The sequence below is a fragment of the Aquimarina rhabdastrellae genome (assembly GCA_947387485.1).
In the GTDB taxonomy this organism is placed as follows: domain Bacteria; phylum Bacteroidota; class Bacteroidia; order Flavobacteriales; family Flavobacteriaceae; genus Aquimarina.
Genome location: CANDNT010000023.1, coordinates 38986 through 59374 on the forward strand (window position 1 = coordinate 38986; position 20389 = coordinate 59374).

The 20389-nt window shown below is 31.0% G+C and carries 22 protein-coding genes; 10 read left to right on the top strand and 12 right to left on the bottom strand.

Annotation, left to right across the window (positions count from 1 at the left end):
* The first annotated feature begins 17 nt into the window (after positions 1-17).
* A complete protein-coding gene (locus tag ACYEKI_RS19840; protein ID WP_459212955.1) occupies positions 18-545 on the top strand; it encodes a hypothetical protein in 528 nt (175 codons plus the stop codon).
* Between the two features lie 10 nt (positions 546-555).
* Here the strand turns inward: ACYEKI_RS19840 and ACYEKI_RS19845 are convergent, their stop codons facing one another.
* Both ACYEKI_RS19845 and ACYEKI_RS19850 read right to left on the bottom strand, forming a co-directional pair.
* Positions 556-1110 (bottom strand): Smr/MutS family protein, encoded by a 555-nt coding sequence (locus tag ACYEKI_RS19845; protein ID WP_459212956.1) that lies wholly within the window; start codon positions 1108-1110, stop codon positions 556-558.
* A 1-nt stretch (position 1111) separates the two neighbouring features.
* Complete coding sequence (locus ACYEKI_RS19850) at positions 1112-1306, bottom strand: hypothetical protein (RefSeq protein ID WP_459212957.1); 195 nt, start codon at positions 1304-1306, stop codon at positions 1112-1114.
* Between the two features lie 155 nt (positions 1307-1461).
* On the opposite strand from ACYEKI_RS19850, the gene ACYEKI_RS19855 reads away from it, so the two are divergent.
* The 5 genes from ACYEKI_RS19855 to ACYEKI_RS19875 all read left to right on the top strand — a co-directional run bounded on the left by ACYEKI_RS19855 (position 1462) and on the right by ACYEKI_RS19875 (position 3106).
* Positions 1462-1722 (top strand): DUF2752 domain-containing protein, encoded by a 261-nt coding sequence (locus tag ACYEKI_RS19855; protein WP_459212976.1) that lies wholly within the window; start codon positions 1462-1464, stop codon positions 1720-1722.
* Between the two features lie 83 nt (positions 1723-1805).
* A complete protein-coding gene (locus ACYEKI_RS19860) occupies positions 1806-2159 on the top strand; it encodes a DUF2085 domain-containing protein (protein WP_459212958.1) in 354 nt (117 codons plus the stop codon).
* Positions 2160-2173: 14 nt separating this feature from the next.
* Entirely contained in the window at positions 2174-2422 is a 249-nt protein-coding gene (locus tag ACYEKI_RS19865; protein ID WP_459212959.1) for a hypothetical protein, read from the top strand.
* A 72-nt stretch (positions 2423-2494) separates the two neighbouring features.
* A complete protein-coding gene (locus tag ACYEKI_RS19870) occupies positions 2495-2785 on the top strand; it encodes a DUF2752 domain-containing protein (RefSeq protein WP_459212960.1) in 291 nt (96 codons plus the stop codon).
* A 12-nt stretch (positions 2786-2797) separates the two neighbouring features.
* Positions 2798-3106 carry a CCC motif membrane protein gene (locus ACYEKI_RS19875; RefSeq protein ID WP_459212961.1) on the top strand — a complete coding sequence of 103 codons (309 nt, stop codon included), beginning with the start codon at positions 2798-2800 and terminating at the stop codon, positions 3104-3106.
* A 43-nt stretch (positions 3107-3149) separates the two neighbouring features.
* Here ACYEKI_RS19875 and ACYEKI_RS19880 read toward each other — a convergent pair whose 3' ends face one another.
* From ACYEKI_RS19880 to ACYEKI_RS19890, 3 genes are read right to left on the bottom strand one after another with little or no spacing between them, the layout of a single operon-like run.
* Complete coding sequence (locus tag ACYEKI_RS19880) at positions 3150-5702, bottom strand: TonB-dependent receptor plug domain-containing protein (protein WP_459212962.1); 2553 nt, start codon at positions 5700-5702, stop codon at positions 3150-3152.
* A 14-nt stretch (positions 5703-5716) separates the two neighbouring features.
* Positions 5717-6634 carry a FecR family protein gene (locus ACYEKI_RS19885; RefSeq protein WP_459212963.1) on the bottom strand — a complete coding sequence of 306 codons (918 nt, stop codon included), beginning with the start codon at positions 6632-6634 and terminating at the stop codon, positions 5717-5719.
* A gap of 58 nt (positions 6635-6692) precedes the next feature.
* Complete coding sequence (locus ACYEKI_RS19890) at positions 6693-7220, bottom strand: RNA polymerase sigma factor (protein WP_459212964.1); 528 nt, start codon at positions 7218-7220, stop codon at positions 6693-6695.
* 448 nt (positions 7221-7668) lie between these two features.
* Between ACYEKI_RS19890 and ACYEKI_RS19895 the strand changes: the two genes are divergently transcribed.
* Positions 7669-9138 carry a hypothetical protein gene (locus ACYEKI_RS19895; protein WP_459212965.1) on the top strand — a complete coding sequence of 490 codons (1470 nt, stop codon included), beginning with the start codon at positions 7669-7671 and terminating at the stop codon, positions 9136-9138.
* Positions 9139-9278: 140 nt separating this feature from the next.
* On the opposite strand, the gene ACYEKI_RS19900 is transcribed toward ACYEKI_RS19895, so the two are convergent.
* The 7 genes from ACYEKI_RS19900 to tgt form a co-directional block, all read right to left on the bottom strand.
* Entirely contained in the window at positions 9279-10103 is an 825-nt protein-coding gene (locus ACYEKI_RS19900; RefSeq protein WP_459212966.1) for a hypothetical protein, read from the bottom strand.
* 100 nt (positions 10104-10203) lie between these two features.
* Entirely contained in the window at positions 10204-11460 is a 1257-nt protein-coding gene (locus tag ACYEKI_RS19905; protein WP_459212967.1) for an asparagine synthetase B, read from the bottom strand.
* A 28-nt stretch (positions 11461-11488) separates the two neighbouring features.
* Positions 11489-13036 carry a replicative DNA helicase gene (gene dnaB / locus ACYEKI_RS19910; RefSeq protein ID WP_459212968.1) on the bottom strand — a complete coding sequence of 516 codons (1548 nt, stop codon included), beginning with the start codon at positions 13034-13036 and terminating at the stop codon, positions 11489-11491.
* Positions 13037-13203: 167 nt separating this feature from the next.
* Positions 13204-14157 carry an acetyl-CoA carboxylase carboxyltransferase subunit alpha gene (locus ACYEKI_RS19915; protein WP_459212969.1) on the bottom strand — a complete coding sequence of 318 codons (954 nt, stop codon included), beginning with the start codon at positions 14155-14157 and terminating at the stop codon, positions 13204-13206.
* Positions 14158-14217: 60 nt separating this feature from the next.
* Positions 14218-15141 (bottom strand): DMT family transporter, encoded by a 924-nt coding sequence (locus tag ACYEKI_RS19920; RefSeq protein ID WP_459212970.1) that lies wholly within the window; start codon positions 15139-15141, stop codon positions 14218-14220.
* Complete coding sequence (locus tag ACYEKI_RS19925) at positions 15128-16198, bottom strand: LptF/LptG family permease (protein ID WP_459212971.1); 1071 nt, start codon at positions 16196-16198, stop codon at positions 15128-15130. Before ACYEKI_RS19925 ends, ACYEKI_RS19920 begins: the two co-directional genes overlap by 14 nt.
* A gap of 1 nt (position 16199) precedes the next feature.
* On the bottom strand, positions 16200-17330 hold the full coding sequence (gene tgt, locus ACYEKI_RS19930; RefSeq protein ID WP_459212972.1) for a tRNA guanosine(34) transglycosylase Tgt: 1131 nt from the start codon (positions 17328-17330) through the stop codon (positions 16200-16202).
* Between the two features lie 238 nt (positions 17331-17568).
* On the opposite strand from tgt, the gene ACYEKI_RS19935 reads away from it, so the two are divergent.
* From ACYEKI_RS19935 to ACYEKI_RS19945, 3 genes are all read left to right on the top strand, one after another.
* Positions 17569-18414, top strand: a complete 846-nt coding sequence (locus ACYEKI_RS19935; protein WP_459212973.1) for a transketolase — start codon at positions 17569-17571, stop codon at positions 18412-18414.
* 20 nt (positions 18415-18434) lie between these two features.
* The gene (locus ACYEKI_RS19940) at positions 18435-19388 is read left to right on the top strand and encodes a transketolase family protein (protein WP_459212974.1); all 954 of its coding nucleotides are present in this window, start codon (positions 18435-18437) and stop codon (positions 19386-19388) included.
* Between the two features lie 188 nt (positions 19389-19576).
* Positions 19577-20194 (top strand): porin family protein, encoded by a 618-nt coding sequence (locus ACYEKI_RS19945; protein WP_459212975.1) that lies wholly within the window; start codon positions 19577-19579, stop codon positions 20192-20194.
* Positions 20195-20389: the final 195 nt, after the last annotated feature.

Consider the following 20389-nt stretch of genomic DNA (forward strand, 5'->3'; position numbering starts at 1 on the left):
TATTTAAACCATTTATAATGAAAATTCAATTTTCAAAAATCATATTTCCACTTTTATTCCTTAATTTATTTATATTCTTTTCTTGTAGTGAAGGAGACGTTATAGAAACTGATATTAATTTTGAAGAGCAAACCTTAATGTATTGCAATATAGAAAATAAACATGTCTTTTATAAATTACAGAATAACAATACTGAGGTATTATTCATAGAATTTAGTAGTTCCAATTTTGATCCAAGCCCTACTACTCTCCCTTCACCTCGTAATATCACCTTTAATTCAACAACAAACAGAGTTGTATATAGATCTTTTTCTGAAGCTATAGATCCAGATACTTATTTTTGTTCTAACATTCCTCCTAGTCAAGTTAATGTGCAAAATGAATTAATTAGTACTACAGGAACTGCTACTATAGCTATTACTCAAGAAACTGTAAATGGTGTAATGATTCATAGAAATACGGTAACCTTAAATGATATTACCCTAGAAAATGAGGGATCATCTTTTAGACAAGATATTCTTCTTTTAGGCACCTATGATGAATAGTTGTTTTTTACTATTTGGGATTTTGTACAATATATACTTCTGTTGCTCCCATTCCATATTTTCTGTAATTCCCTTCAGAAATACTTAGGTTGTCATATTGTCTAAAAAGATATTTCAATTCTTCTTTTAGTACTCCTTGTCCAACCCCATGTATAAAAACCACTCTAGGAATTTTCTTTTGTATTGCAAAATCAAGTTGTCGTTTTGCTACATCTGTTTGCAATAATACAATATCATACTTTGCCATTCCTTTGGTTGATTTCACTAATTTCTCAATATGCAAATCAACCTCCATTGGCGGGATTTCTTTTTGTCTTGGTTTCTTTATTGATGATCGCTTGGGATTTTTCTTAAAAATCTCTTTCTCTTGCAGATTCTTTTGTACTTCGGTATACGAAGGGTTCATTAATGTTGTCGATTCTATTTTTACGATCTCATTTATTCCAAAAGACATATCAAACCCGTCTTCACTCTCTATAGTAACTTTATCGTTTTGAATACTAATCACCTTACCTGTAATAGGTTCGTCTATTACAGCTATTATATCTCCCTCATTTATTTTCATTTTATGCTTCCTCTTTATGATCCTCTATTTCTGTTATCTCTGTTCTCTTTTTCGTTTTAAGACTTAACATATATACTCCTAGCATCAAAAGCACTATACCTATACTTTGTATATAATAATTTTTTACAGTAACTGCCATTTGAGCAATTAACATTCCTGCTCCTATAATTATTAATAGTATAGTTATTATTCTCATTACTTTTGATTATATATTTCTTTAATTAGAATCTACAAGCTTATACTTGCTTTTATATTTTTTTATGAGGTAAAGGTAATAAATTATGATTTTTATTTATTAAACTTAAGAACCGTATATCATATCTAACAGTTATGGACATCCTTGAAAATTTTATGATTCCTTGTCTAAACAAAAAGTTTTTTGGTATTGATTGCTTAGGTTGTGGCGCTCAAAGAGCATTGTTTTTATTGTTAAAAGGGGAATTTTCTAAAGCTTTCTATATGTATCCAGCGATCTATCCTATACTAATTACTTTAGTTTATCTGGGGTTTAGTAGTTTCTTTAATATAAATTTTGACAAGTATATAAAAATAACATTAATCACTTTAAGTATTTTCACTGCTATAATTAGTTATATAATAAAATGGAAATAATTACTTAATACTCGTATAAAGAAACTAAAAACCAATATTTTATATTACATTAGCATTATACAATTCATTTTTCAATATATATTTTGTTAAAAATAAACAACATTAAACTCAATCCTGTTTCTTGCCATCGAATGCCTTCTCGATCTTTTTTCTGGAAAGGCAAACAGTTTCCTGTGTGTGCAAGATGTACTGGAATTCACTTAGGATATTTATCATTTCCTTTATTTACTTTTGATATCATTACTCTAGATTTATTCTGGACAATACTATTCATCATACCTACTTATCTCGATGGTTTAATTCAAGCTTTTTTTGAAATCGAAAGCAATAATGCTCGTAGATTCATTACAGGTCTTATGGCAGGTATAGGATCTATGTCTTTAGTCGCTATCATCGGAAAATTTATAGGTAATCAAATATTAACATTATTAACTTAAATTTCTATATTATAATGAGTGATCAAAATCTATCTAACCAACATCATGATTCTCAAGAAGAATTACACACTGGATTAAAAATAGTTTCGTTTTGTTTTCCTATAGTTGGAGCTATTTTATATTTTGTTAATAAAGACAAATATCCTAAAAAAGCTAAGTCTGCTTGTACTTTAGCTTTATGGGGATTCGGTATCGGTATATTAATCAATATTATTTTTACAATATTAGGAGGTGCAGCTGCTTTTCTAGGTGGTGGTTACTAAAATAATATTATATAATATCATTAAAAAGAGCTGCTAGAATATGGCAGTTCTTTTTCATTTTTAATTATACTAGTGGAACAGTTTATACATTTTTTAAAAGAACATTTACTACAATGCCCTATAAAAAGTACTATTGGTATGAATTGCTTAGGATGTGGTTTACAACGTAGTTTTCTCCTTCTTCTAGAAGGAAATCTATCAGCTTCTTTTGTTATGTATCCAGCTTTAATCCCTATGATATTGATGTTAGGTTTTTTATTATTGCATATTATATACAATTTTAAAAAAGGAGCGAAAATATTGAAGTTTTTCTACATCCTAAATAGCATTATTATCGTTATCAATTATATCATTAAATTCTAATTCATCTTTTATATGGAAGAATTCAAACAACAACTTCCTAATGCTACAACTGTTTTAGTGTTAGGTATATTATCTATTGTAACTTGTATCTGTTATGGTGTTATAGGTATCATATTAGGAATCATAGCTTTAGTTCTAGCTAAAAAGGATTCGCAATTATATCGCCATAATCCAGAAATGTATACAGGGTATGAAAATTTAAAAGCTGGTAAAATTTGTGCTATAGTAGGACTTTCTTTAGGTTCTTTATATGTTTTATTACTCATCATCTATTTCATTTTTATAGGGATGATGATGCCTTTATCCGAATTAAATTTATAATTATATATAAAGGTTGTTTTTCATGCAAAAGCAACCTTTTTTACTACCAAAACATCCTAAAACTAAAATTAGGTGTAATCCCTAGTGATTGAACTTCTCTACTAATAAAACGTTGTTCTAATGAAGCTGTTGTTCTAAATTCTTTATTAAGAATATTTTTTTCATTGTATAGGTTCAAAACCGAAACACCTACTTGATATTTAATATTATTGTTTTGGTTTAACTTAAAATCATATAATGCAGAAAAATCCATACGATGGTACACAGGAAGATTATAGGCATTAATTTGATCAAACTTTAATACAGGAATACCATCTTCTATATCTACGGCTTCTACTTCTGTAAAAGGTTTTCCAGTATGCCATAACCATCCTAATGATAATTTAAGGTTCTTATAGGTATAGGATTGTGTCCATTTTAAAGTATGTCTTATATTCCAATTTCCTGGAAAGAAAGTATCACTATTTATCGTTTCAAATTTATTTCTTGCATTTATAAAAGAATAGCTTAACCACGTTTTATATGCATTAATCTCTTTTTTAACAAAAAAATCTAATCCATATATTTTACTTTCTCCTATATGAAATTCATTATCAACTGGGTTAATAAAACCAGATGTTAAGGTAGTAATTCCATGTATATGCTTATAATATCCATCTATATCAAAATACCATGTTTTCTTTTTATAGCTTGCGCCTAAAGTCACTTGCGCACTATTTACCACAGGGAAACTATCGCCATTAGTCAATCTCCAAACTTCATTTTCTAATGTAAGATCGCTAATAACAGACTCTCTAATTTGATTAATAGCCTGACTTTTAAATTCTGCTGAAGCTTTGACCAAAAAGTTCTTTGTGAAATTTTTAGTCATATATAAACGCGGCTCAACATATGTTTTATTTATTTCTTCATATCGATTTACACGCATCCCAAATGAGACATACATCTGCTGCGGATTTGTATATTGATACTCTGCATATAAAGCATGGCTATTAAGTTTTCTAGAATCTTCATCCAAGATTAATGTCAAATTAGGAGTCTTTGATCGAAAACCATATTCGACAAAATTATTTGATAAGTGGTATCCTGCGATAAGTTTTCTATAATTATTAAAATTATATTCCCAATCAACTTCTACACCGTAATCCCTAATTCTATTTAATTTACTATTCTCTTCTGTATCATCAAAAACAGGAACTGTAATAAACTTATAGCTTAATAAATACTTTGAGTAATACCCCTTAACACTATGACTCATTTTATCATTCCAGACTCTACTCCACTCTACACTCAATCCTTCATTTTCAGTTTTTAATTGATCTCTTAATAAAAGTTCATCATTTACAACATTGAAATCTAGATCATTCATTGCATAAATGGAATTAAATCTAATCTTATCTTTCTTTCCTAACTTTCCTATCATATTGATATTATAATCTGAAAAGAAAAAATCATTTTCACTTTGTTCTAGAGCATCACTTTCTTCAATTTTGGTATTTTGAAAAACGTTTTTTGATAATTGATCATAGGTTATCGTTTGAAAAAAATCGGTATATGATCTTCTTCCAGAGACTTGTAATGACAATTTATCTTTAATAAGTGGTATTCCTAAAGAAATATCACCATTAAGCATATTAATTCCTACTCCTCCAGTAAATTTAGAAATTACTTCATCATCTGTTTTTATGTCAATTATACTAGCTATACGATCTCCATAACGTGCACTAGAACCACTTTTAATAAAATTAGCTTCTTTTGCCACATATGGATTAAATGCAGATAATACTCCAAAAAAATGCCCTTGACTATATGTTTTTATTCCATTCCATAATACTAAGTTTTGATGGGGCACACTTCCTCTCACATAAATACCTGAAGCTGTTTCAAAAGGAGTGTTAATTCCTGGTGATAACTGAACACTACGTAATATATCTGGTTCTGTAAGCCCTGGTAAAATCCCTAATTCTCTTAATTTGATACGAATGGATCTATTGGTAAGTATAATTCCTTTGGCTATGTATTCTTTTATAAAGATTTCGTCAAGTGTTTCAATATTTTCTATTAGATATATTGGTTTACACGTTTCCTTTTTAAATAAAGATTTAGCTTCAACTTCATATGTTTTTGTTCCTAAACCTTTAAAATATAATATAGCTTTAAAAGAGATTTTTTTTAGTTCAAAAAAACCATTTTCATCAAGTTTAACAGTAATATTATCACCTTCTGATAATAGTGATACTTCTTTAAATGGTTGTTCATAAGCATCTAATATATAACCACAAATAGTTATTTTATCTTCAGCATTATAATCTCTTATAACAACAAACTGTCCTTCCACAATTTCAAAACGAAGTTGTGTATCTCTTTCTAATTTCTTTAAAAGTGTAGGTAATGGTAATGCAGTATCATATTTTGTGTTAACTTCTTTATGTTTTATTATTTCATCTACATAAGAAAATTTAACGCCATAATGATCTTCTAACGTTTTTAAAACGTTTCGTAATGATTTTTGAGTATACACATCCTTATGAGCCTTTTCTTGAGAAAAGACACATATATTCCATAAGAATATAGCCACCCAAAATATTCTATTCATTAATTATAACTAGATCACTTTAATACCAACGTTTTTTTGTCTTCTGACAATGTGTATGTTACATCTAAGGTACTAAAAACTGTTTTTAATGCAACATCAAGATTATCATTAGGAAACGTTCCTGTATATATAATAGTATTATCTAGGGGTTTATTCTTTATTTTAAGGTTGTATTGTTCTTCTATTTCTTGTAGTACATAACTAATAGGGACACTATGAAACGAACTCGTATTATTAATCCATGAAGGAGCTTCTACATTTTCATTCCATTGTTCTTGCTCTGCTTCTATACGTCTAAAAGCCTCTCCTCTAGTTAAAATCTCTGTATGTTTTCTAGAAGAAACACTTACTTTTCCTTCATAACAAACTACTTGAAATAGTTCATCTTGAGATGTTACATTAAATTGTGTTCCTAAAACGGTAACATCTCCATTAGCTGTTTTTACAGAAAATTTGCTTCCTTTTTTTACTTTAAAGTATGCTTCTCCATCTAGATTCACCAAACGATTATCTGACCAATCTTTATCATACTTTGCAGAAGATTTAGCATTAAGTATCATTTCTGACCCATCTGGTAATGTCACAACTTTTTGTTCTCCAAAACCTGTATCATGAGATATTTTTGAAGTATTAAAAATAAAAAGTCCCACAAGTATTGCTATAGATGCTGCTACAGAAAGTGTTGCTAATAAAGGAATCACTTTTCTCTCTTTTTGTTTTAGTGTTCCTTCATTATTATTTTTAACTGTTTGCAGCGCTTTATCCACATCATATGCTTTTATTCTTAAAGCATCTGTTTCTGCAATAATCTTCTTATATTCTTTATATTCGGGATGAGCTTCAAATTCTGCTAATTCTTCAGGGGTTAATTCATTATTAAGCCACCTTGATAGAAAAGCTCCTTCTGCATCATCTCTTAATTTTTCTAACATAACATTTTATCCTCTATAATTGTATAACGCATATTTTATAAAGTACCCTACCTAATTTTTAAGCAGTACCTATTTCTTTTCTCATTTTAACCAATGCTTTATGCATTAGTTTTTCTATTGCTTTAATTGAAACACCAGATAATTCTGCTATTTCTCTATAAGTTTTCTTTTCTATTCTACTTAATAAATAAACTTCTCGTTGTCGTTCTGGTAAACTTGCTATAGCTCGTTTTAGTTTTTCATGATACTCTTTTTCAAGCATTAGAAACTCTGGTGATTCTTGCGTAGCTTCACTTTTACTTCCTAAAATATAATTTTTATATTTAAATTTCACTTGGTTATGTCGCATCATACTAATACCCTTATTCACTGCTACCGTATATAAATAACTTTTAGCTTTCTCTAAAACCACTTTACTACAGTTGTTCCATAATTTAATAAAAGCCTCCTGCACAATATCTTCTGCTTGATCAAGATCACCGAACTTAAAATATAAATAATTTCTTAACGGAGTCGCTTGTTCTTTAAAAAAGGTATCAAAAACCTCTTCTTTGCAAATATTATTTTTATCCAAATCCAAACTCATAGAAAGTCAAAGCTATTGCATTTTTATCGTTAATCAAAAAAAACATTTTTTTTTATCATTATAAAAAATACAGGGTAGGGTAATCTAAAATGCATACGTTTTAAAGATGTAATTGGAGTTCATACATTTTAATTTGATTATCGAATGACACCATTACATCAACAAATGATTTTCTTATCTCCGTCTTGGAATAATTTATTTATTCTACTGGGGTAATTAGATAGAGATTATTAAGATTATTATTTGTTCATTATTTTAGAAGAGCAATTAAAAAAATTGGTTAGTTTTAATTACATCAATTATTATCACTCATCATAATTGATCGTTATTGCCTAAAAATAGTAGCCGGATTTTTAGGCAATGCTCTCTAATATTTTTTGAATATTAACTTTTTTAATTATTTTGAAACCATATATTTAACTTTTTTACCCTTAGAAAGATTTTTATCGTGAAGCAGAAGCGTATACATAAAATATTTGTTTTGTTAATTCTTGTATGTTTAGGAATGACATACTCATGTGTAAGTGATGAAACAATTGTTAGTAATCAAAACCTTGTAGCCACAAATACCCAGAGTGCATCCCTTATGGCTATTCTTAATAGAGTTTCTAATAGTTCCTCTAGTTCAGATTCAGATCCTCTACCATGCTTTGATTTTGTTTATCCTATAACATTAGGATTTAATACATCTGCTACTGTTATTATACAAAATGACGAAGCTTTATTAGATGTCATTGAATCTCAAACATCTAACCTATATATTGATAGTGTTCAATTTCCTATTCAAGTCACTTTTGAAAACACTAACACTACAATGACTTTGAATAACGAAACTGATCTTATTGATTTATTATTAGAATGTGAATACGATACCATACGTACAATTTTTGATAGTACCTATGGTGTATGCTTTGACTTTATATATCCAGTATCAATGTTAGATAATGCTGGCAATCATACAACCATTAATTCTTCTAGTGAGTTATCTCAATTCATAGACTCTCAAGGGCAAAATTATCAACCTAATTTTGTATTTCCGATACGAGTACTTGATAGTACACTACAACAATCTTATATTTTACATTCTTATTTTGATTTCTTTTATATCATTAATGATTGTAATCGGTGCCCATCAACTAGTGATTTTATAGTCGAAGTCACCAATCCACATAGTTTAGTTTTTAGAATTAAACCTATCAACATCCCACCAGATGTTGATCGCATTTTTTTCACATACCCAGATGGATCAATCATGCCTTATGAACGAACAAATGGAGAATGGCTACCTTTTACGATTTCATCATCTGGTCCAGTTCAATTTCAACTTTGCCAAAGCTATACTCATCCAAATTGTCCCAATGAAACTCATCAGAATTGTAATACTATTGTTGCTGAAGAATTATGTGCCGATTTAGATTTTTCTGTAGAACAATTATCTGGCACTACAGACTATGTATTTACAGCAAATTTTGAAGATCGAGATTTAATTGATTATAATTGGGTCATTAATGATAGTGTTGTAGGAAATAGTGATAATTTTCCTAACCATACCTTTCCTGTAACTTTATCTCCAGGTACTGTAGTTGAAGCTTGTATTAAATATACATCTGAAGCTTGTCTAGAAGGAGTATCTGTATGTAAAACTATTGAAGTACCTTATATATGTCCAGAGGTTGATTTTTCTTATATGAATAATGGAGATAATTCTTATACCTTCTCTGCTAATTTTGATGCTATGAATTCTATTGTTTATGGATGGTATGTAGATGGAAATCTTATAGAAACAGATGGAGCTGGTGGTGATAATCAATTGACTTTTCAATTTAGTCAAGGCGGAATTCACAATGTTTGCATTATCACTAGTGAATCTCATTCTTGCCCAAATGGAACATCATTCTGTAAAACAATAACGATATAAAAAATTAATTGATATTTCGTGGGTATTATATCAGTTAAAAGTTAGACTCTTTATGCTAACAAATTGCTATGAAAAAAGAAGAGAGTTATGTATTACACATAACTCTCTTCTATATTTATATAGATATATCATTACACTCTCTAGTGTGCCGCTTCTTTTTGATCTTTAGTAGTTTCTTCTGGTTTGCTAAAAGTTTTTTCGTCAAGTTTCTCTTGACTTGCAGAGGCACTTCCAAAATTAACTTCACTTCTTACATCTCCTACTTTCCCTTCTTCAAACACTCTCCATTTTAATGTTTTAGGTAATTTTAATCCATCAACATCTTCCCAAGCAACATATTCAATTAAACTTACTTTATCACTAACTTCTTTACTAAAATAAGTTACTGTATACCCTAAGTACTTCATTTCATGAGTAGCTTTGTCATAGTATAAAAAGTAATTATCTTTTGAAGAATCTCCTACTCCATCTGCGTAGCTAATTTTAATACCAGCATAACTATCTTCACCTACTTTTAAATCATCTACTTTTTCATATGTAATTCCATCATCTCCTAATACAAAAGGCATTGCATAGAAATAGAACATTAAGTTATGGTAAAAACGTGGATTTCCTTTAAAATATGTAGAATCTTGAACGATCCATGCTTCTTTACCATCATATCCTAATGCAAATTTATCTGTCTCGATTTTTGCATGACGGCTCTTTAGATCTGTAGTATGCTTTTCATTACCTTCTGGCTTTATAATCTCAAAAACCAAAGTATTTTTTTCATCAAAAGCTTTAATTCCTCCATGTGCTTTAAATACCTGAGCTACGTCTGTAGGAAAATTTGAAGAACGATCAGGAGTTTCCTGTACTTGTTCAACAACAGGAGTTTCCTGAACCTCTTCTGTTGTTTTCACTTCTTTTTTACAAGCTACAAAGGTTGCCATTGCAGCTGTAATTAACATTACTTTTTTCATGGTTATTATAGGGTTGATTTTTACTATTAACTAGTTTAGTCTAATTTTAAAAATCACCTTACATTTATAACTGCTTGAAAAAGTTAAATCTATCTTAATATTATGTTTTTTGCTTTTTCTTCTTAGCAGCAGGAAATAATACATTGTTAAGAATCAAACGATACCCTGGCGAATTAGGATGTAGCTCTAATTCAGTTTTTGGATCTCCTACTCTATGCTGATAATCTTCTGGATCATGCCCTCCATAAAATGTAAAAAAACCTTTTCCTTTAATTCCATGAATATATCTAGCTTCTTGATTTGTTTTATTACTCCCCATGATAAGTACATTAGATTTTATTAATCTATGATTATAAGAAGTTGTTTGCCCCATAAAACCTTTAACCAAACGTGTATGATTTTGATTTAACATTGTAGGAATAGGATCCCATTTTGCAGAATAATCCATCAATGTAAAATAATCTGTTTCTTTTCTTATTCGTCTTTTTGAAGTCATATCTATAGAAGAAAACTCATAAACAGAAGGATTTCTTTCTAATTTAAAATCTTTAAATGCAAAAGTTTTAGCATAATCAATTTTTGATTGATAACCTGACTCACTTGGATCGCCATCAAACATCGCTTCGCATATATCAACTCCTTCTGCAGCCAATGCTATTTCAAAACTATCTGTTGCACTACACATAGCAAACATAAATCCACCTCCTACTACATAATCTCTAATTTTTAGAGCTACAGCCAACTTTTCTTCAGATACCTTATTGTATCCTAATTCTTGGGCAAATTTTTCTGCTTGAGCTTTATTTTTTATATACCAAGATGCAGCCCTATATGCTCCATAAAATTTTCCGTACTGTCCTGTAAAGTCTTCATGATGCAAATGCAACCAATCATACAAAATCAAATTATCTTCTAGAACTTCTTTATCATATATTGTCTTATATGGAATTTCTGCATAAGTAAGTACCATAGTCACTGCATCGTCCCAAGGTTGATTTCCATCTGGAGAATATACTGCTATTTTAGGTGCTTTTTCTAGCACTATAGCTTCCATATTTTGCGAAGGACTACTAATTTCTTCTAGAATAGTTGTTGTTTTGGCATTGCTTAAAATTTCATAAGAAACACCTCTTATCTTACATTCTTTTTGAATTTCTGCAGTATCTGGTAATAAAAAAGAACCTCCTCTATAATTAAGTAACCATTTTACTTTTTGATTATTATCCAAAGTCCAATACGTAATTCCGTATGCCTTTAAATGGTCTTTTTGAGATTCTGCATCCATAGGAATCAATATATAGGATGCATAAGAAGGTAATGTGAGTATAAAGAAAATAAAAGCTATCACACTCTTCATATTTTTTAGTGTGATAGCTTTTTGTATTTTAAAAAGGAACGTCGTTATCATCATTTGAGTCATTAAAGCTACTCCCAAAAGCTTCATTCGCACTAGGTAAATGACCAGGATTAAACGGATCTTCGTCTTCATCTCCATTCATTTTTGAGTGAAACTCTGTAGGAATACCAAAATCATCATCTAAGTTATCAAATTTACCTAAGTGTCCTATAAATTTTAACCTAATATTTTCTAATCCACCATTACGGTGCTTAGCTACAATAAATTCTCCTTGTCCTTGAGTAGGAGATCTTTCTTCATCATCCCATTCTTCAATTTTATAATATTCTGGACGATAAATAAACGATACAATATCTGCATCCTGCTCAATTGCTCCAGATTCACGAAGGTCACTCAATAATGGTCGTTTACTTCCTCCACGCGATTCTACAGCACGAGATAACTGAGATAAGGCAATTACAGGTATGTATAATTCTTTTGCCAATGCCTTAAGGTTACGTGAAATAGTCGAAATCTCTTGTTCACGGTTACCATTCTTTCCTGTTCCTCCAGCTGTCATTAACTGCAAATAATCAATAATGATCATTTTAATCCCGTGTTGAGAAGCTAAACGTCTTGCTTTTGCACGTAAATCAAAAATTGATAGCGATGGAGTATCATCAATAAATAATGGTGCTTTTTCTAAATCCTTAACTTTAACATTTAACTGTTCCCATTCGTGTTTTTCGAGCTTACCTGTACGTAATTTCTCTGAAGACAATCCAGTTTCAGAAGAAATCAAACGCGTAATCAGCTGTACAGATGCCATCTCCAGAGAGAAAAACGCTACTGGAATTCCCTGACCTACGGCTATATTTCTTGCCATCGATAAGGTTAGGGCCGTTTTACCCATACCAGGACGGGCTGCTACAATAATTAAATCACTGGGCTGCCATCCTGAAGTTAATTTATCTAATTTATCAAATCCAGAAGGAACTCCACTCATCCCTTCCTGATTTGAAATCTCTTGAATTTTCTTTTTTGCTTGAATTACTAAACTCTGTGCACTTTCAGAAGATCTTTTTATATTTCCCTGAGTTACTTCATATAATTTTGATTCTGCCGAGTCTAATAAATCAAAAACATCTGTAGTTTCATCATATGCTTCTTCTATAATTTCATTTGATAACTTGATCAAACTACGTTGAATAAATTTCTGCTGTATAATACGAGCATGAAATTCTATGTGAGCAGACGATGCTACTTTTTGTGTTAATTGTATAAGATAATAATCTCCACCTGCAATTTCTAGTCTTCCATCTTTTTTTAATTGGGTAGATACCGTTAACAGGTCAATTGGTTCTGAGTTTTCAAAAAGCTTAAATATAGCTTCAAAAATATATTGATGAGCCTCTCTATAAAATACTTCAGGACTCAATATATCAATAACTTCATCAACTCCTTTTTTATCGATCATCATTGCCCCTAACACCACTTCTTCTAAGTCTACTGCCTGTGGTGGTAACTTTCCCTTTTCTAAAGAAATTACATTCCCCTTCTTGAAATTTCTCTTTTGATTTTGTTGTGCGTTTTCCATACAACTAATGTAAGCAAATTGTTATGAGTTCTTCTTCCCTATTCCTAATGGAATGTTAACTATTCATAAACAAATATACTGTTGATAAATTCTTTTTATTGTTAATAAGCAAAAAAAATCTGAAGTTCGAAAACTTCAGATTTTCTCAACAAGTGATTTTATCTATCTTATCCTTTAAAGACTCCCATATTAGCATATTTGTCCATACGCTTTTGGATCATTTCTTCTTTTGATAAGTTTTTAAGTTCTTCATAAGAACTCAAAATAGTATCTCTTACAGTTTCAAAAGTTTTTTCACGATTTCTATGTGCTCCTCCTAGAGGCTCTTTTATAATAGAATCAACAACTTTTATTTCTAAGCTATCTTCTGCCGTTAATTTTAATGCATCTGCAGCAATTTCTTTTTGCTCCCAGCTTCTCCATAAAATAGAAGAACAGTTTTCTGGAGAGATTACAGAGTACCATGCATTTTCTAGCATCAATACTTTATCTCCTACTCCTATTCCTAATGCACCTCCACTAGCACCTTCTCCTATAATAATAACAATTACAGGTACTTTAAGGCGTGTCATTTCAAGAATATTACGAGCAATAGCTTCTCCTTGTCCTCTTTCTTCGGCTTCTAATCCAGGATATGCACCAGGAGTATCAACAAAAGTTACTACAGGAAGGTTAAACTTCTCTGCACTTTTCATTAATCTAAGCGCTTTACGATATCCTTCTGGATTAGCCATTCCAAAATTACGATACTGTCTTGTTTTAGTATTGTAACCTTTTTGTTGACCGATAAACATAAAACTTTGATCTCCAATTTTACCTAAACCACCGATCATAGCCTTATCATCTTTTACATTTCTATCTCCGTGTAATTCTAAAAACGAATCTCCACAGATCGCATTGATGTAATCCAATGTATACGGTCTAGACGGATGTCTTGATAATTGCACTCTTTGCCAAGAAGTTAAATTTTTATAAATCTTCTTTTTAGTGTCTTCCAGCTTTTTTTCAATTTGCTTGCAGGTATCAGATACATCTACTTCACTCTCCTGTCCAATTTCACAAGCTTTTTGATATTGCTCTTCGAGCTCCTTAATAGGTAATTCAAATTCTAAATATTCCATATTCTAGAATTACAGTTATACTTTGCGATAGTTAGCAGACAAATATATAAACTTTAGCGATTAAGTGTTATTAATCTTCTTTCTTTTTATTGTTTTCCTATTTTTAAGAACTCCATTTAATACCACGGTTGCAAGTATAACAAGGGCTCCGTAGTAAAATTGCGTATTCATTTTTTCTTGTTCTCCAAAGATTAAAAACGCCAAAATAATACCATATACAGGCTCCATATTAATAGTAAGCATTACAGTATAAGGGCTCAAATACTTCATAACTTTTACAGATGCTATAAATGCATATGCAGTACAAATAGAAGCCAAAATGGCTAAATATATCCAATCTGTAGTTTGTAGTTTAAAGAATTCTGAGTTAAACCCACCTTCACCTTCTCCCCAAAAAGTTAATCCAATTAAGTATAATGTTAACACTCCTACTCCACTCATTAACTCATAAAACGAGATTAAAGTTGGATTGTATTGCTGAGCTATTTTTCCGTTTAATAACGAAAATACAGCCGATAAAAATGCAGAAATTAGAGCATAAAAAATCCCTGTAGTATATCTTGACTCTACATCAAAAATTAAGTACAGTCCTCCTATAACGATAAGTCCAAATAAGATTTCATACCCAATAACTTTTCTTTTATAAAAAATAGGTTCTAATATGGAAGTAAAAAATGCTCCTGTAGACATTAATGCTAGAGTAATAGAAACATTTGAAACTTTTACTGCTGTAAAAAAAGTTATCCAGTGTAACGCTATTACTATACCTGAAATACATAAAATATAAAACAGTTTTTTAGAAACTTTAAGCGAAACTTTTCTCCATAATATAAATAGGTAAATAAACCCCGAAGCCAATAGCATGCGGTACCATACTAGAGGTAAAGCCTCTATAGTAATTAAATCACCTAAAATGGCTGTGAAGCCAAAAATAAAAACAATAAAATGTAGGTGAATTAAATTCTTTGTTCTAGCGCTTTGCATTGTATAATAAATAGATCGCCAAAATACCAAAACTTACATTAGGAAACCATACCGCAACAACAGGTGGAAAACTTGATTGGTTTGCCATTGTACCTAAAACTTTATCAAAAAATATAAAAATAAAGGCTAATGATATTCCCACAGCTAAGTTTATTCCCATACCTCCTCTACGTTTCATAGAGGATACTGCTACCCCTATTAAAGTCAAAATAAATGCTGAGATAGGAATACTCCATCTTTTATAAGCAACTACTTTATATCTATTTACATCAGAAGATCCTCTTTTGCTTTCTTTCTCTATAAAATCATTCAACTCCATATAGTTTAAGGTCTCTGCCACATATGTTACTGGAGTGAATTCATCTATATTAAAAGGTAATAAGGTATCTTTTTTTGATGCCTTCTCTATAATATCATTATCTTCAAGAATAGTACGCTTTACATAATCTCTTAACTCATAAATACTATCCTTGTAAGTTACCTTTCTAGCTGAAATCTTATATTTTAAAACATTTCCTTCAAAATGCTCTAAAGTAAATTTTGATACAGTTCTTTGTTTAGGATTATAATTACTCGCATAGATATAATCATTCTCGTTTAATTGACGATAAATATTCGTTGTTTGCTGAACTTTACGTCCTTTTTTTAAATACGCATATTTAAACTCATTAAACCCTTTACTTGCTCTAGGCGCTAAAAACATTCCCATCATCAAAGCTGCAACACAAATAATTACAGCACCTATCATATAAGGTCTTAAAAAACGCCAAAAAGAAACTCCAGAACTTAAAAAAGCAATGATTTCTGTTTTATTAGCAAGTTTTGAGGTAAACCATATAACAGATAAGAATACAAATAGCGGGAATAGTAGATTGGCAAAATAAATCGTAAAATCCAGATAATATTGTAATACCACATTAAATGGCACCTCATTCTCGAGTATATCATCTACTTTTTCTGAAAGATCTACTATTATTCCTATCGGAATAAACATCAATATCATGGCAGAAAAAGTACCTAGATATCGCTTTAATATATACCAATCTAAAATTTTCAAACTATAATCTTTTATCCATTTGTTTAACCATCATATTCTTCCACTCATAAAAATCTCCTGCTAATATATGCTTTCTTGCTTCACGAACCAACCACATATAAAATCCTAGATTGTGAATAGTAGCTATTTGTTTTCCTAGTAATTCGTTTACAGAGAATAAGTGTCTTAAATATGCTTTAGAATATTCGGTATCAACAAAAGTTATGCCCATCTCGTCTATAGGAGAAAAATCTTCTGCCCATTTTCTATTCTTAATATTGATTGTACCATGAGCTGTAAATAACATTCCGTTTCTTGCATTACGCGTAGGCATAACACAATCAAACATATCTACTCCTAATGCAATATTTTCTAAGATGTTAATAGGTGTACCTACTCCCATTAAATAACGAGGTTTATCTTCTGGTAAAACACTATTTACCACCTCTGTCATTGCATACATCTCTTCGGCTGGCTCTCCTACAGAAAGTCCTCCTATTGCATTTCCTAAAGCACCTCTACTGGCTATATACTCTGCAGATTGTAATCTCAAATCTTTATATGTACTTCCTTGTACAATAGGAAATAATGTTTGGTTATAACCATATTTTGGAGGTACTTTTCCTAAGTGAGCTATACATCTATCTAGCCATCTATGTGTCATATGCATACTACGTTTTGCATATTGATAGTCACAAGGATATGGTGTACACTCATCAAACGCCATAATAATATCTGCTCCTATACTTCTCTGTATCTCCATTACATTTTCTGGAGTAAAGAAATGATAAGATCCATCAATATGAGATTTAAATTTTACCCCCTCTTCTTTTATTTTTCGGTTTGCTGATAATGAATATACTTGATATCCACCACTATCCGTTAAGATATTGCGATCCCAATTCATAAATTTGTGCAACCCTCCAGCTTTTTCAAGTATATCGGTTTGCGGACGTAAATATAAATGGTATGTATTACCTAGTATGATATCTGGATTAATATCATTTTTTAATTCTCTCTGGTGCACTCCTTTTACAGAAGCTACTGTACCTACGGGCATAAAAATCGGAGTCTCTATCACTCCGTGATCAGTAGTTACTTTCCCTGCTCTAGCCTTACTGGCTTCATCTGTTTTTAATAGATCAAATGTCATCTTGTAGACAAATTACAATTTTACACAAAATACTGTGGATTTCTTTTTTAGAAAAATCTTCTTAAAAAGAAACCGAGCGCAAAGATAGTCAACTAAAACGATCTATTACAAAGCTCTATTTCTAAAATTGTTACTATTTGTGTTATTTAATCAATAAAAGGGTGTTTGATATTTTGCAGGCGGTTACAAATCTTTTATTTTTGGAGACTTAAAAACAATACGTTAATACAGCATCACAATGCCAAACACAAAACATTTAGAAGATTTTGTTACTCAAGTACGTAGAGATATTTTACGTCAAGTACATAAAGTAAGTTCTGGACACCCAGGTGGTTCTCTGGGATGTGCAGAATTTTTTGTAGCACTCTATCAAGAAATCATGGATCGCAAAGAAGGATTTGACATGGATGGTATAGGAGAAGATCTTTTCTTCTTATCAAATGGTCACATCTCTCCTGTGTATTACAGTGTTCTTGCTCGTAGTGGTTATTTTCCTGTAGAAGAATTAAACACGTTTAGGTTAATCAACACACGTTTACAGGGACATCCTACTACTCACGAAGGGCTACCAGGTATACGTATTGCATCTGGTTCTTTAGGTCAAGGAATGTCTGTCGCTATTGGTGCAGCAGAAACAAAAAAATTAAACAACGATAATCACCTTGTATTTAGTTTACATGGAGATGGTGAGTTACAAGAAGGTCAAATCTGGGAAGCTGCAATGTATGCTGCTGGTAAAAAAGTAGACAACCTTATCGCTACTGTAGATTATAATGGACAACAAATAGATGGTGCTACAGATGATGTATTACCACTTGGTGATCTTAAAGCTAAATTTGAGGCTTTTGGTTGGGATGTTTTAGAAATCAAAGAAGGAAATAACATTAGTGCTGTAGTCGATGGATTAAATGAAGCCAAAAACAGAACAGGAAAAGGAAAACCTGTTTGTGTGTTACTACATACTGTTATGGGTAATGGTGTTGATTTTATGATGCATACTCACGCTTGGCACGGTAAAGCTCCTAATGATGAGCAATTAGCAAATGGTTTAGCTCAAAACCCTGAAACCTTAGGAGACTATTAATCACTTTTTTGAAGCATATTATGAAAAAATATATAGACACAGGTAAAAAAGATACACGTTCTGGTTTTGGTGCTGGACTTGAAGAATTAGGGAAAACAAATGAGAATGTAGTTGCTTTATGTGCAGATCTTATAGGCTCATTAAAAATGGATGCTTTTAAAGCCAATCATCCAGAAAGATTTTTCCAAATAGGTATTGCAGAAGCTAATATGATTGGAATTGCTGCTGGTATGACTATCGGAGGTAAAATTCCTTTTACTGGTACTTTTGCTAACTTCTCTACTGGTCGTGTATACGATCAAATTCGTCAATCTGTTGCTTATAGTGATAAAAATGTAAAAATCTGTGCTTCTCATGCTGGATTAACACTAGGAGAAGACGGAGCAACACATCAAATCCTTGAAGATATCGGGTTAATGAAAATGTTACCTGGTATGACGGTAATCAATACTTGTGATTACAACCAAACAAAGGCTGCAACTATTGCTATTGCAGAACACCATGGCCCTGTTTATTTACGTTTTGGTCGTCCTAAAGTAGCTAATTTTACTCCAGAAAATCAAAAATTTGAAATAGGAAAAGCAGTTCAACTTCAAGAAGGTAATGATGTTACTATTGTAGCTACAGGACACTTAGTATGGGAAGCCTTACAAGCTGCCGAAGAATTGCATGAGCAAGGTATTTCTGCAGATGTAATTAACATCCATACAATTAAACCTCTTGACGAAGAAGCTATTATTAAATCTGTACAAAAAACAGGTTGTATTGTAACAGCCGAAGAACATAATCATCTAGGTGGTTTAGGAGAAAGTGTTGCTAGAGCTTTATCTCAACATTGCCCTACTCCTCAAGAGTTTATTGCTACAAACGATACTTTTGGAGAAAGCGGAACTCCAGATCAACTTATGGAAAAATACGGTTTAAATGCTGCTGCAATTGCAAAAGCAGCTCATAAAGTAATCGCTAGAAAATAATTTATTCTACCATATTTACTAAAGAAGTCTCCTAAAATATTAGGAGACTTTTTTATCTTTGTAAAAATATTTAATTCATTTTTACGTTTTAATAGCACTAGTTTAAACACTATACTATTCTACATTTTTATCTTACCACATTAATACATTCATCACCTTAACTTTTTTAATAAAAACAAAACATCACAATGAAAAAAGTAGTAATCTTAGCAATGCTTTTATGTACGACAGTACTTATGGCACAAAACAAACAGATTAATTTTGGAGTAAAAGCTGGTCTTAACTATGGAGACAATGGTAAAATTGAGATCAATGATCTTACTAATGCTGGTCAAAACATTTTGACTGAAGATGCTGATAGTAGAGTTGGATTTCATATCGGAGCTTTTATTCGAGCGAACTTGACTGAAAATTTTTATATCAAACCAGAATTACAATTTACACAAACTAAAAGTCGCTATAATATCGCTAATAGTAAAGTAGATTATGATATTAGCAAATTAGACTTACCTATTCTTGCTGGAGTAAAAATCATAGGACCGTTACACGTTTTTGGTGGACCTGCATTACAATATATAGTAAACAACGATCTTGATGATGTGACTATAGGTGATGTTGAAAATGATTTTACAGTAGGTGTGCAATTTGGTGCAGGAATTCAATTAGGGAGAATCAATGCAGATATTCGTTATGAAAGAGGATTAAGCGAAAACAATGCGCAAACTATTGTAGATAACATTGGTCAAGAAATACGTGTAGATTCTAGAGCTAATCAATTTATTTTGAGTTTAGGTTTAGATTTCTAAAACCGATATATGATGATATAAAAAAATCCCGCAAAATTGCGGGATTTTTTTTATATCATTGTCACGTCCTGAAATAAGTTGATACAAAATCGACTTATATTATGGATCACAAGAGTATCAAGAGAAAGCGTACCCAACGGGATTATAACTTAGGCTTTAAACTGGCTGTAGTATCCCAAGTAGAAAAAGGTGAAC

Coding starts and splice junctions, on each gene's coding strand:
- ACYEKI_RS19840 (WP_459212955.1), top strand. CDS start 18: ATGAAAATTCAATTTTCAAAAATCATATTTCCACTTTTATTCCTTAAT.
- ACYEKI_RS19850 (WP_459212957.1), bottom strand. CDS start 1,306: ATGAGAATAATAACTATACTATTAATAATTATAGGAGCAGGAATGTTA.
- ACYEKI_RS19865 (WP_459212959.1), top strand. CDS start 2,174: ATGAGTGATCAAAATCTATCTAACCAACATCATGATTCTCAAGAAGAA.
- ACYEKI_RS19905 (WP_459212967.1), bottom strand. CDS start 11,460: ATGAAGAGTGTGATAGCTTTTATTTTCTTTATACTCACATTACCTTCT.
- dnaB (WP_459212968.1), bottom strand. CDS start 13,036: ATGGAAAACGCACAACAAAATCAAAAGAGAAATTTCAAGAAGGGGAAT.
- ACYEKI_RS19935 (WP_459212973.1), top strand. CDS start 17,569: ATGCCAAACACAAAACATTTAGAAGATTTTGTTACTCAAGTACGTAGA.
- ACYEKI_RS19855 (WP_459212976.1), top strand. CDS start 1,462: ATGATTCCTTGTCTAAACAAAAAGTTTTTTGGTATTGATTGCTTAGGT.
- ACYEKI_RS19845 (WP_459212956.1), bottom strand. CDS start 1,110: ATGAAAATAAATGAGGGAGATATAATAGCTGTAATAGACGAACCTATT.
- ACYEKI_RS19915 (WP_459212969.1), bottom strand. CDS start 14,157: ATGGAATATTTAGAATTTGAATTACCTATTAAGGAGCTCGAAGAGCAA.
- ACYEKI_RS19890 (WP_459212964.1), bottom strand. CDS start 7,220: ATGAGTTTGGATTTGGATAAAAATAATATTTGCAAAGAAGAGGTTTTT.
- ACYEKI_RS19875 (WP_459212961.1), top strand. CDS start 2,798: ATGGAAGAATTCAAACAACAACTTCCTAATGCTACAACTGTTTTAGTG.
- ACYEKI_RS19900 (WP_459212966.1), bottom strand. CDS start 10,103: ATGAAAAAAGTAATGTTAATTACAGCTGCAATGGCAACCTTTGTAGCT.
- tgt (WP_459212972.1), bottom strand. CDS start 17,330: ATGACATTTGATCTATTAAAAACAGATGAAGCCAGTAAGGCTAGAGCA.
- ACYEKI_RS19920 (WP_459212970.1), bottom strand. CDS start 15,141: ATGCAAAGCGCTAGAACAAAGAATTTAATTCACCTACATTTTATTGTT.
- ACYEKI_RS19880 (WP_459212962.1), bottom strand. CDS start 5,702: ATGAATAGAATATTTTGGGTGGCTATATTCTTATGGAATATATGTGTC.
- ACYEKI_RS19945 (WP_459212975.1), top strand. CDS start 19,577: ATGAAAAAAGTAGTAATCTTAGCAATGCTTTTATGTACGACAGTACTT.
- ACYEKI_RS19940 (WP_459212974.1), top strand. CDS start 18,435: ATGAAAAAATATATAGACACAGGTAAAAAAGATACACGTTCTGGTTTT.
- ACYEKI_RS19885 (WP_459212963.1), bottom strand. CDS start 6,634: ATGTTAGAAAAATTAAGAGATGATGCAGAAGGAGCTTTTCTATCAAGG.